This window comes from Reichenbachiella sp., from assembly GCF_039944555.1.
Classification (GTDB): domain Bacteria; phylum Bacteroidota; class Bacteroidia; order Cytophagales; family Cyclobacteriaceae; genus Reichenbachiella.
Window position 1 is genome coordinate 47,166 of sequence record NZ_JBDUYN010000004.1, and the last position, 11,721, is coordinate 58,886.

An 11,721-nucleotide genomic window follows, 5' to 3' on the forward strand; every position below is an offset into this window, starting at 1 on the left:
CTTGTACAAGGGATAACTGCTATATGCATCATGAAACAAATCATTTATCTAAGCCTGATTCTCGTTTGGGCATCTTGTGAAAAAAAAGCAATGCCTTTGGACAAAGAAAAGGTAACTCAAGAGGTCGAACAAATGCTGGCTGACTACCATGACGACATCGCCGAAAGTGGACTCACGGCTGAATTTAAATATCTGGACCAATCCGATGATTTCTTCTGGGTACCTCCCGGTTACAACTCAGCGCTGAACTACGATTCGGTAAAGACTATTTTGGAGAAAAACGCGCTGGCCTTTCAATCGATTTCATTTCAATGGGATACTTTAAGAATTTTTCCGCTTTCATATGAAATTGCTAATTATACTGGAATAGTAGTAGGACAAATGGTTGACACCTCTGGTGTGGCATCTAAGGTTTCAATTATAGAATCCGGAACGCTCATCAGACGGAAAAGTGGGTGGAAATTGTTAAGCGGTCAGTCGGCTGTTTTGGATACGGATTCAGAAGGTAGCTAATCCATATTTAGCTGATTAAAAAGATGGAAATAGTCGCTGCCCATGTATCTGATGCCATTGACTTAACGGATTTGACCATTCGTTCTAAGTCGTACTGGGATTATTCCGCTGAGCAAATAAATTTATGGCGTGAGGATTTGACCATTCATGCTAAGTATATTCTGGAAAACGGAGTATTTAAATTGAGTAATGACAATCAACTCATTGGATACTACTCACACTTTCCCATCATCAATAAAACAGTAAAGTTGGACAATCTTTTTATCGATCCTCAATTTATCAAACAGGGATTTGGCAGGGTATTGCTGTTCGATTTCATGGATAGGATGAAAGCAGTCGGTGTGAACAAAGTTACGTTAGATGCGGACCCTCATGCCGAGGCATTTTACAAAAAGTATGACTTTATTACCGTCGGTCAAAAGAAGACCACAATTAAAAATAGGTTCCTTCCTGTTATGGAGAGGGAGATATAGCCTTCCATTTGCCAGCAATACAAACTTTTAAAATTTTCCGGTAGGGTTACCACACACCTCCCCGTCTTGATAGTGGAAAGAGTCGGCGCAGTTTGCCGATAAATACATAAAAACTACTTTCGCTATGAGATTTAAACTTTTAACCAATTATTTTCTCGCCAGTGCGGTACTTTGGTTTACTGCTTGCGACGAAGAAAAAACGACAGAAAATTCTGCCCCTGGCAGCTTTACTGTAACTGCGGTTGACATCACGTCAACTACAGCCACCGTATCCTGGACCGCACCTGAAGATGCCGATGGGGATGATTTGACCTATGATGTAATGCTTGGAACGGACGTGGTCTCCACGGATCAAACAGGTTTGACTTATTCTCTTACCGGTCTTACCGCTGCCACCGAATATTCAGGTAGCGTGATCGTTATGGATGGTAACGGAGGAGAAGCTTCTGCCAATTTTTCATTTACTACGGCCAATCCAGATGGAAGCCCGAGTGAAAATCAAAACCCCGGATCGTTTACCGTAACTGTATCCAGTTTGACTAACAATTCTGCCGAATTGAGTTGGACTGCGGCAACCGATGCAGATGGAGATGCAGTCACCTATGCGGTGACTCTCGACTCTGACGAACTTGAAACAAACCAAACGGGCATAACCTATAGTTTGACTGATTTAGCTTCGGGCGTTGAATTATCAGGCAAGGTAACAGCCTCAGACGGTAATGGAGGAACTTCTGAAGCCAACTTCAGCTTTACCTCTTATGTGATTGATATATCGCTTTATGAAGCTATGGCTGGATTTGTTAGTGCTACTCTTGTTGACTGTGAATACAGCGAAGGTGGTTCAGGCGAGTGTTATCAAATCAAATTTTCCAGTAATCCTGTAGATGATGACGGACCTTTTTGCCCGGAGACAACTAACGATGTTGGAGGATTTGGCAACTATGATGGAACCACCAATGCTGGCTTCCAGGTCATGAAAGCAGCCCTTTTCCAAGCCATGGAGACCGATGGTTATGATATCATATCTAATACCCCAAATGGAGATGGAAGCTTTAATATCACCATAGAGACAGACGTACCAGGTGGTGGAAGAACGTTGATGGCAGCTTCAGCAGCTTGTCTGGAGCCTACACCAGATGATGGACTGACATTGACTTTCGAAATTCCAGTGGTACCGTCTGCGCTTAGTGCAGTGGACAATATAGAAAGTGTGGAATTTGTAGGACTTGCCCTGGATGGCGTACCAATCAATGGAGCTCCTCCGTCAGTGGTCGACAACAACGGCAAGATACCATCACTCGATAGATGTGGAGGTCATCATGACCCCTCAGGTTATTACCACTGGCATTTTTTGGCTGCTCACATGGACGCTACTTTAGATGCCAATGGATTGCTTGATAAGGCTAATGACATTCAGTGCTCTAAAAAAACGCAAGAAGCAACAGTGCTCATTGGCTATGCCAGAGACGGATACCCTATCTATTCAGGACAGGATACAGAAGGTGTTGATCCTACTGATCTGGATAGTTGCAATGGTCATGTATCTGCTACATCAGATTATCCCGATGGCGTGTACCATTATCATGCCTCAACAGACATAACCAACGTGCCTCCGTGTATTGCTGGCAAACAGTCTGTTAAGTCGTTTGACAAACCCTCTTAAAGAAGCTAGTTATGAAAACGATTCTTGCAATCTTACTTTTCATAGGTGCGACGGCCTTTTCCGCCGTCGCACACAATGCCAAGATCGCCACATTCACCTTGCGTGATACGGGCGCCGGCTGGATGATTGAAATGAACTTTGCCCAAGCTGGTGTTGATGCTGCCATGATTGAAGAGCACGGCAAGCAGAACCTCGAAGGTCTTAGCCAAAGAGTGTATCAGGATTTGGTGGTTGATTATGTAAAATCAAATTTCAATCTTATTGTAGATGGGAAAAGAATAAACCTGGAGACCGGTGGAATCATGATGGGTTCGCATCAGACAGATTTGAAATTTGTTCTCCCCAACTTACCGCTTCAACCAACCAAAGCTTTTGTATATATCCCCATGTTTGGTACCACATACAATCAAACCAACCTGTTCAGGATATATAGAGGAGGGAAGAACATCACGAAGTTTTTTCTAAGTGAAGACAACGACTTCAAGGTCGATCTGACCTTCACTCCCGACGGCGTACTGGCGGTAGAAAAAGAGACTCAGGATAATAAAATTCTAATGCTTGGTAGTGGTGGAATTATGCTCGGGACGCTGCTTGCTATCATGTTAATGTCCAGGAAAAAACTGGGGAGCTAACCCCTTAAAATAACCTTTTCAAGTAGAAACCCACGGGAGGTGCAGAAGGCAGCTACCTGTGGGTATTTTTTTGTAGATTGAAGGATGAAGCCGAACACATGACGCTGATATTATTGCTGAAAAATACGGTAAAGAAAAGAACTGACGATGAATCGCACGCAATACGACTTAGGCATTTATTTAGTTGGGTTATACTTTTTTCTAACCTCCTTTGATAGCCTGGTATATTTCTACCTTGGAACAGCGACCTTTTCTTTGCCGTCGTTTTACTCCTGGTCAATGTTTTTGGCTGCCATAAGTTATATGTGGCAAATCATTGTTTTTAAATATTATCATGACAAAAAATATTCACTGGCATTTGCATCAGGAGTCTTCTCTGTCATAATCTCTCTTTGTTATCTCATTGTTGTTTTCGACTTGTTAGCTATAAATGAATGGCAGAAACTCTTTGCCCCAGCTTACTTAGCTCTTTCCGGAGCAGGCATGTTGCACACTGCAATCCTCATATTTTCTAATACCAAAGAAAGACCTTGGCTAAAGCGGGTCGGGGTCTGTTTCTTCATTAGTTATCTTACTATGTTTTCGGCATTTATCTGGAATCTAAACGTTCATGATGTTTGGTTAAATACCATTTTGGATAAAGTGCTACACTGGACCCCAAGAGTTTCCAACCTATTTTTGGTGTTTTTCATCATGAATTTTCTGAGTGAACTAAAGCAAATCAAATTAGAAAAGGCAAGTGAAACACAGAGTAGGAACTCAAAACGTATAACCGAAGGGGTAGCCATTCTCATTGCCATTGTGGCCTTTTTATTTGTTGGAAAAGTAGTCATTGACAGTTATACAGCCGCTCCTCGGACAAAAGTAGTAGCACGAGGGGTACAAAGACTGGCACAATCATTTGATGCTCGAACCTACGTAAGTAGTCAGAATGACACCATGCGTTATAGATTGCTCAAGCCGCTGGATTATAATCCCCAGAAAAAATACCCGCTAGTCGTATGTCTGCATCACGGAGGTGCGCATGGAACAGACAATATTCGCCAAATTGAAGGGTCGTCGGCAGCTCGCCTACTTTCAAAACAGATAAACAGAAGCAAGTATCCGGCATTTATTTTCGTACCTCAATGCCCCCCTGGGGCTCATTGGGGAGGAATTCCGTATCAACCAGGTGTTGACTATTTAGTTTTCGAAATGATAGACGAGCTGGAGAAGGAGTTCGGAATTGATGAGAAAAGACGATATGTCATTGGCCAGTCCATGGGTGGCTCAGGATCTTGGCATTTTGTATGCAGCCGCCCTGAAATGTTTGCCGCTGCTATACCCATATGTGGATATGCAGATCCGAACCTTGCTGAAAATATGGCTAGTGTCCCGGTCTGGGCTTTCCATGGCGCGAAAGACAAATTGGTACCTGTGAGATTTTCGCGCGACATGATTCAGGCAATCAAAAAGGTAGGTGGAAATCCTTTGTACACCGAGGTTCCAGATGGAGGCCATAACATTTGGTGGCAAGTAAGTAGTACGCCAGGCTTGCTTGATTGGCTTTTTGCTCAGAGAAGGGAATAAATGCGATGTCAAAATTTCTTTAAATCATATGAGTACTAAACTAATTCAAACTGTACCTGTTTTACCCACCTCCGATATCGATCGCGATATCAGATGGTACAAGGAGAAGGCAGGGTTCGAAATGCAATCGAGGGATGATATGTATGCCGTTCTGAAAAGAGAAAATCTTTATATCCATTTGCAATGGCATGCAGATACAGAAGATGATCCCCTACTTGGAGGATCCGTGGTCAAGGTTTTTGTAAAAAATATTCAATCAGTATTCGAAGAATTTGTCAAAAGCGGAACAGTGACTAAAGACAAGTTGAGGTCGCATACCCCATGGAATACCCATGAGTTTGGCTTTTATGATTTGAATAAAAATGCGATTTTTTTTGTTGAAGATGTTTACTAAAAATTGCTTTAGGCCATATCATCTGCAATCAAGCAGTGAGACTCGTCAACCCTACCATATAAGAGTCCTGTTTCTGTCAGTACGATAAGCAGGTGCCGATGTAGTTTATCAGAGCCAAAAGTTCGTTTGTCTTGATAAACAAGGAATTGCACACTTCTTTGTATCGATTAGGATACGCGAAGCGTCAGGTTATTGAAACACCATCACGCCAAAATGCAACTAACAAAATTTATACTACTTGTCCTCATTGGAGTTTTCCAAATTGAATACGCAAATGGCCAACCATTGAGGCTGGCCACTTATACCTACGCTACCAACAATAGAATCGATAACCTAAAACCACTTTCGAATCAACTGGAAAAAACCCTCCAAAGACCCGTTCAGACACGGAGCTATCCTGACGTGGCCTCTTTTATCGAAGGGATAAAATCGAATGAAGTAGATATTGCCCTGATCAATACATTAGGGTATTTATTGCTTTCTCTAGATAACGAGACTATGCAACCTGTAGCCACACTGAAGGTAGAAAAGGATGCCGTGGACAACTATAAAACGGTGCTGTTGACCAACAACAAAGAGATTATTGATTTGAAAACGTTGAGTGTTCAGCCCAACGATCTAACCATGATGTTTGTCAGTGAAGGCTCCACTTCCGGCAACCTGATCCCCAGATTACTATTTAGTTCGATTGGCATTAAATCACCCGAAACACAATTCAAAGCGATTCAATATGGTGGAAACCATACATCCACATTCGAAAAGCTGATGGCAGGAGATACTGATGTATGCGCAATGGGAAGCAATGAATACTTCAAGCAAATCCGGTCAGATTCTACCATTTTGAACTCAACTAACCTGCTCTGGATGTCAGAAGAAATACCCTTGGGACCCGTTTTAATAAACAATGACCTATCCAAGACCGACAAGAAAAAGATTACTCAATTGATCTTGAACCTGGAAGAGAATAACACTGATGCATTGGAATCAATAAAAGCCGGATGGTCTGAAGCCAAACAGGCAGAAAAGTTTTACCCGATTACTGATGCATACTATGACAATTTTCGAATGGTCAATGGAAACCAGACAGACCTATCTGATATCCTGGATCTTTTTACAGAATAGACAGAACAGGTCTACCACGACGTTTTTAAAAGGGTGAATTAGCTTAAAATTGAACTGAGATAGGTTTGTTGCTTCGGATATGATAGTTTAGTTGTTTCTAACTAATGAATTTTATCTTGATTACGAACACTTGGGTTAAGCCATTTACGATTGTGATATTGGCATTTCTTTTATTTGAATGCACGTCAGATCAAAACAAATACAGTCCGATCACAGAAGACTATTGTTCACAAATAGAACGTGGCAGTTTAGATTCATTATCAAAGCATCTTGCCACACTTTCTGACTCTACGGCCGTCAAGACCGGTGTTTACGTTTTGGAAGAGGGGGACATTTCTATGATCTATAGGGCCTGGCTGAGTGAAACGGCAGAGCAATCCATCGACATCCAATACTTTATTTTTTCAGGTGACAATGTCGGACTAATTGCAGTTGACTACCTGCTGAGGGCTGCCGAGCGAGGTGTAAAAGTCAGACTTCTAGTAGATGATATTATGGTAGAGGCAGATGCCGATGATTTGTTAGCACTTGATTCACATCCTAACATGTCAATCAAAATATATAACCCAACAGCTAATATTGGCAAAAACTTGCCCGAAAAACTGTACAGTCTGTCTACCAATTTTCGAGGATTTAATCAACGTATGCATAACAAGACTTTTACCGTAGATGGTAAAGTTGTAATTACCGGTGGAAGAAATATCGCTGATGAATATTTTGACTACGATCATGAATACAATTTCAGGGATAGAGACGTGTTGCTCATTGGTAAAGAAACCCAAAGAATAGTCGACTCGTTTTCACTTTTTTGGAATAGCGACCTGAGCATTCCAGTCTCGGATATCGTAAGTCTTGAAGACTCGAAAATAAACGCAAGAGGTAAGATGGAATACCTCCACCAATATGCCTGCAATCCGGAGAATTTCTGGCCGGAAGTGCGAGAGAAGATAAAATCAGTTCCCTTATCATTTGAGCAAATACAGGATTCAGGTAAGTTGGTTTGGGTGGATAGCGTTGCATTCATTTCCGACCTTCCAGGCAAAAACGACGGAGAAGAGGGCCTAAAAGGCGGCGGAATTAGCACCGATGCTTTGATCCGTTTGATTTCAGAAGCGAAAAGCTCCATCTGCATCCAATCACCATATTTGGTCACCACAGAGTTGAGCCAGCGTCTCTTCCGGGATGCAGTAGAGAGAGGGGTAGAGATAAACATTTTGACCAATAGTCTAACTTCCACAGATAATCTGGAGGCATTTAGTGGTTACAAACGGGAACGAGAAAAGCTATTGAGCCTGGGGGTCAATATTTTTGAATTCAGACCTGACGCAGCGATAAGGTTCGAGGTAATGACCGGAGCACTTCAAAGGACGATGAATTTTACACCCAAGTTTGGATTGCATGCCAAATCAATGGTGATAGATAAGGAAATAGCTGTGATTGGTACATTCAACCTAGATCCTCGAAGTGCTAACCTAAATACTGAATGCATTGCAGTCATTTATGACCGCACAATTGCTGGAAATCTATTCACCACCATGGCCGAAGAATTGAAACCTGAAAATGCCTGGGAAATTACGCCTTCCTTTAACCCGGACACTGAGGCCGATTTTGGCAAGCTCTTTCAGTTGTGGTTACGAGGTGTTGTACCTAAGTCGATCCTTTAGCCATTTAACCACCGGTCACAAAGACAGACATGCAGTGCATGTTTCCCCCAATTAGGAAAGTTCGGACCAATCCGATAAATTGACCTGAGGTTAGCTCTGCTATTCAATGCTACCCCACCAGCCTCTAAAAATCAGAAAATGAAATATATAAACATTAAATTTTTTGTCATTTTGACTATGGCTGGCTTTAACATTTCTTGTTCAGATGACGAGGAATCTGACACAATCGATTTGAGCATCTCTCCTTCTACAAATGCGAATACTGGTAGTTCCTACACTCACGCAAACCATGTGGATATACAGGTGTCTTATTTTTTTGTGCCATCAGGTGATAATACGGGAGATTTGAGAGATGCCATTGCCTATATTGATGCCAATGGAGATGGACATACAGATGTATTTATGGCTACAGGAGAATTTCAACTTCAGGGAGAAGTAAATAGTATTCTTGCGATAAACGATGGGGCGGGAAATTTCAGTTCGTCTACTTCAGAATTTGGTGATAATATGCCTCCTGCCACTCATGCGAGGAAATCCATTGTCAGCGACTTTAACGGCGATGGTTTAGATGACATTTTCGTGTTTGACCATGGTTTTGATAGTGATCCCTTTCCAGGTAGTAATCCTAAACTAATCATACAAAATGCAGTAGGTTCATTTTCATGGTCGAAATTATTGGATCAGACGGGGTTTCATCATGGCGGTGCTTCTGCTGATATCGACAATGACGGTGATGTGGATGTATTTGTTGGCGGAAATGAACCTTTCTTCTACGTAAACGATGGTAATGCAAATTTTGAAATGGTTACAGATCGATTTGATCGAAGTATTCAAAAGATATTCAGTGCCGAACTCATCGATGTCGACGAGGATGGCTTCGTGGACTTATTGGCAGGTGCACACGAACATGATGGGGATGAAACTAGTATCTATTGGGGTAGTAGCACAGGCTCTTATACCAACAATTTGCGGACCGTTGTGCCGGCAACTAGTAACTACGGAACGGTATTGGATTTTGACGCGGAGGATTTCGATAAGGACGGAGACAGAGACCTGCTAATCAATAGAACCGGCGGAGGAAATAATAACTTTTACGTTGGCAGCAGAATCCAACTTCTGATGAATGATGGAAACCGAACTTTCTCTGATAAAACGAGTCAGATAGACAATCCCGGATCGGATACGGATGATTGGTTTCCCTGGTTGAGAGCTCAGGACGCAGATAGTGATGGTGACATTGATTTTTTCCCTGATGATTCAGCTTTTGGCTTTAAGTACCTAAATGACGGAAGTGGAAACTTCACCAGAACTCAATAGTTTGAATTAGTTCTGGAAGTTGTCAACGATTCTTTTTTAATAACAAAACGCCGTACTCTTGTCCTAATTTCAGACCTTCGTTTGTCATAAAAGAAAACAGTATGCAAGAATTTCTATTAATCTTGAGAGGAGATGGCATGAACCATCTTTCACCTGATGAGTTGCAAAACATCATGAGCGAATACAAAAATTGGGTAGAAGAATTAGGTGAAAATTATCTGGGTGGTCAGCGATTGGAGGACAATGGCGCATTGCTTACGTCTAAAACGGCAAGCATTGTGACCGATGGACCCTTTTTAGAATCTAAAGAGATCATCGCCGGCTTTTTCGTAATTCAAGCCAAAGATCAGGACGAAGCCAACCAAATTGTGCAATCTTCACCACATCTGGGTTTGTATGCCATTGAAGTGAGACCCATTGCCTTTCCAAAAATGAAATAACACTGTCTCAGCGCAGCGAACATATCGCAGAGCACCTTTTCCGAACTGAATATGGAAAACTGATCGCAGCCATCGTGCGGATTTTTGGAGCCACCCATATTCAATTGGCAGAAGACATGGTGCAAGAAACAATGATATCTGCCATCTCACATTGGAGTGTTGATGGTGTGTCAGATAATCCCGGAGGATGGCTGATGCAAGTGGCCAGAAGAAAAGTACTCAACGAGCTTAAACGGGATAAAATGAGGCAACGCCACGATTGGGAGCAAGCCACTCTTCAATACTCAGAACAGGACGTAAGCGATGTATTTCTGGAAGGTGAGATAGAAGACAATCAGCTCAGAATGATTTTCACTTGTTGTCATCCCAACCTGAATGTTGAAGCGCAAATTGTGCTTACCTTGAAAACCCTTTGCGGGTTTGGTGTCAAAGAGGTGGCCAATGCTTTGCTCACTACAGAATCAACCATCAACAAAAGACTCTATCGAGCGAAAAAAAGTATTCGGGAGTCCAATGCATCTTTTGATATACCACAAGGGATAGCCCTGAAAAGCAGACTGGAAACCGTATGCCTGACTTTGTATCTATTGTTCAATGAGGGGTACAATTCCAGTACAAGCGATACAATTATTCAGAAAGACCTTTGCCTGGAGGCCATTCGGCTGACCAAGCTTCTGGTTGATCGATTCGAAGAGAATAAAAAAGTATGTGCCTTACTTTCATTGATGTGTTTTCATACGGCCCGCTTTGACGCCCGTATTGACAACAAAGGAGCTATTGTCTTATTTGAAGACCAAGATCGCAAAGCCTGGAATAAAGAGTTGATTGCGGTAGGCATGCAGTACTTGAAAAGATCCATCCATGACAAAGAACTTTCGGCCTATCACATAGAAGCCAACATTGCTGCTGAGCATTGTATGGCCGCAAATTTTGAAGCCACCAATTGGCAGCATATTCATGATCTCTACACCTTATTGGCAAAGTTTAAGCCCAATGCTATCATCCAGCTGAATCTAGCCATTATCAACAGCCAACTTGAAGGAATTGAATCCTCTCTGGAAATGCTGGACCAATTGAAAGGCCACAGCGAACTAAGAAACTATCATTTACTTCCTGCCACGCAAGGGATATTCTGTATGAAACTGGGTCGTTATGAGCAGGCCATTTCCTATTTGGAAAGCGCGCAGGCACTGAATCCGTCTCCTACAGAAAGTAATTTTATCTTAGACAAAATCATAGCATGCAAAGCATTACTCTCAGCGTTATAGTCGATTAGACTCTGAGTTCGACATACTATGAAAACAAAAAAACTAACTACGTCACTCTGAGCCCTTTTTTCAACTTTGTGAAGTTGAGAAAAGGGTGTGAGAGTCTCCATCGGTGAGATTCTCACGCCCATTATTCTATCGAGGCCTTTTTTAAAGCCTTACTATGACGGTTCTTGTAGTTTATAAGTCGAACTCACATTAAGGTTACCAAGGCTGGCCTTCTCCATTTTCACAGTAGGAGACGAGGCTGTACACAAAGTGCTCCCACCGTTGTTTGGTCATTTCAAAAGGCTCCTGACCCTTCCATTTTTCATCAAACCCGGCATGAGAAAATACAACCTTACTTCCGTTTCCAGAATCTGAAATTTCAGTAATGATTTTGGTCTCCAACCACGCTGGGTTTGCATTCTCAATACAAGTCCAAACCACACTTTTGTTGGGTACCAGCGTGTTGGTTTGAAATCCCATTTCAACAATCGTCCCTTGTTTATCAAACTTCAGGAGGGATTTTTCTCCTTCTTTCTCTCCTACCATGCAGTCCTTAGACCACCAGCCGTTGATTCCTTCTTTCGTGGCTACAGCCTGATAAATAGTTTCAGCCGAAGCGTTAATGATTAAATTGTGTGTAATATCCATTTCTATTTTTTTTAAAGATTAAATTATCTT

The 11,721-nt window shown here is 42.1% G+C and carries 12 protein-coding genes; 11 read left to right on the forward strand and 1 reads right to left on the reverse strand.

Features of this window, described 5'->3' with window-relative positions; translation table 11 throughout:
- The first annotated feature begins 30 nt into the window (after positions 1-30).
- From ABJD64_RS01660 to ABJD64_RS01710, 11 genes are all read left to right on the forward strand, one after another.
- The gene (locus ABJD64_RS01660; protein ID WP_348176748.1) at positions 31-513 is read left to right on the forward strand and encodes a hypothetical protein; all 483 of its coding nucleotides are present in this window, start codon (positions 31-33) and stop codon (positions 511-513) included.
- A 23-nt stretch (positions 514-536) separates the two neighbouring features.
- Positions 537-986 carry a GNAT family N-acetyltransferase gene (locus ABJD64_RS01665; protein ID WP_348176750.1) on the forward strand — a complete coding sequence of 150 codons (450 nt, stop codon included), beginning with the start codon at positions 537-539 and terminating at the stop codon, positions 984-986.
- A gap of 124 nt (positions 987-1,110) precedes the next feature.
- Positions 1,111-2,649, forward strand: coding sequence for a YHYH protein (locus ABJD64_RS01670; RefSeq protein WP_348176752.1), 1,539 nt, complete (start codon positions 1,111-1,113; stop codon positions 2,647-2,649).
- A gap of 11 nt (positions 2,650-2,660) precedes the next feature.
- Positions 2,661-3,281 (forward strand): hypothetical protein, encoded by a 621-nt coding sequence (locus ABJD64_RS01675; protein WP_348176754.1) that lies wholly within the window; start codon positions 2,661-2,663, stop codon positions 3,279-3,281.
- A 147-nt stretch (positions 3,282-3,428) separates the two neighbouring features.
- Entirely contained in the window at positions 3,429-4,850 is a 1,422-nt protein-coding gene (locus ABJD64_RS01680) for an alpha/beta hydrolase-fold protein (RefSeq protein ID WP_348176756.1), read from the forward strand.
- A 28-nt stretch (positions 4,851-4,878) separates the two neighbouring features.
- Complete coding sequence (locus ABJD64_RS01685) at positions 4,879-5,244, forward strand: glyoxalase/bleomycin resistance/extradiol dioxygenase family protein (protein ID WP_348176758.1); 366 nt, start codon at positions 4,879-4,881, stop codon at positions 5,242-5,244.
- A 213-nt stretch (positions 5,245-5,457) separates the two neighbouring features.
- Positions 5,458-6,366, forward strand: a complete 909-nt coding sequence (locus ABJD64_RS01690; RefSeq protein WP_348176760.1) for a PhnD/SsuA/transferrin family substrate-binding protein — start codon at positions 5,458-5,460, stop codon at positions 6,364-6,366.
- Between the two features lie 104 nt (positions 6,367-6,470).
- On the forward strand, positions 6,471-8,030 hold the full coding sequence (locus ABJD64_RS01695; RefSeq protein WP_348176762.1) for a phospholipase D family protein: 1,560 nt from the start codon (positions 6,471-6,473) through the stop codon (positions 8,028-8,030).
- A gap of 138 nt (positions 8,031-8,168) precedes the next feature.
- Entirely contained in the window at positions 8,169-9,347 is a 1,179-nt protein-coding gene (locus ABJD64_RS01700) for a VCBS repeat-containing protein (protein WP_348176764.1), read from the forward strand.
- Between the two features lie 101 nt (positions 9,348-9,448).
- Entirely contained in the window at positions 9,449-9,787 is a 339-nt protein-coding gene (locus ABJD64_RS01705) for a YciI family protein (RefSeq protein ID WP_348176766.1), read from the forward strand.
- Positions 9,788-9,810: 23 nt separating this feature from the next.
- Complete coding sequence (locus ABJD64_RS01710; protein WP_348177979.1) at positions 9,811-11,055, forward strand: sigma-70 family RNA polymerase sigma factor; 1,245 nt, start codon at positions 9,811-9,813, stop codon at positions 11,053-11,055.
- A 204-nt stretch (positions 11,056-11,259) separates the two neighbouring features.
- Here the strand turns inward: ABJD64_RS01710 and ABJD64_RS01715 are convergent, their stop codons facing one another.
- On the reverse strand, positions 11,260-11,691 hold the full coding sequence (locus tag ABJD64_RS01715; protein ID WP_348176768.1) for an SRPBCC domain-containing protein: 432 nt from the start codon (positions 11,689-11,691) through the stop codon (positions 11,260-11,262).
- Positions 11,692-11,721: the final 30 nt, after the last annotated feature.

Bases quoted from the DNA above. Each gene is read 5' to 3' on its own strand.
- ABJD64_RS01700 (WP_348176764.1), top strand. From the start codon at position 8,169: ATGAAATATATAAACATTAAATTTTTTGTCATTTTGACTATGGCTGGC.
- ABJD64_RS01680 (WP_348176756.1), top strand. From the start codon at position 3,429: ATGAATCGCACGCAATACGACTTAGGCATTTATTTAGTTGGGTTATAC.
- ABJD64_RS01665 (WP_348176750.1), top strand. From the start codon at position 537: ATGGAAATAGTCGCTGCCCATGTATCTGATGCCATTGACTTAACGGAT.
- ABJD64_RS01660 (WP_348176748.1), top strand. From the start codon at position 31: ATGAAACAAATCATTTATCTAAGCCTGATTCTCGTTTGGGCATCTTGT.
- ABJD64_RS01695 (WP_348176762.1), top strand. From the start codon at position 6,471: ATGAATTTTATCTTGATTACGAACACTTGGGTTAAGCCATTTACGATT.
- ABJD64_RS01675 (WP_348176754.1), top strand. From the start codon at position 2,661: ATGAAAACGATTCTTGCAATCTTACTTTTCATAGGTGCGACGGCCTTT.
- ABJD64_RS01715 (WP_348176768.1), bottom strand. From the start codon at position 11,691: ATGGATATTACACACAATTTAATCATTAACGCTTCGGCTGAAACTATT.
- ABJD64_RS01690 (WP_348176760.1), top strand. From the start codon at position 5,458: ATGCAACTAACAAAATTTATACTACTTGTCCTCATTGGAGTTTTCCAA.
- ABJD64_RS01685 (WP_348176758.1), top strand. From the start codon at position 4,879: ATGAGTACTAAACTAATTCAAACTGTACCTGTTTTACCCACCTCCGAT.
- ABJD64_RS01705 (WP_348176766.1), top strand. From the start codon at position 9,449: ATGCAAGAATTTCTATTAATCTTGAGAGGAGATGGCATGAACCATCTT.
- ABJD64_RS01670 (WP_348176752.1), top strand. From the start codon at position 1,111: ATGAGATTTAAACTTTTAACCAATTATTTTCTCGCCAGTGCGGTACTT.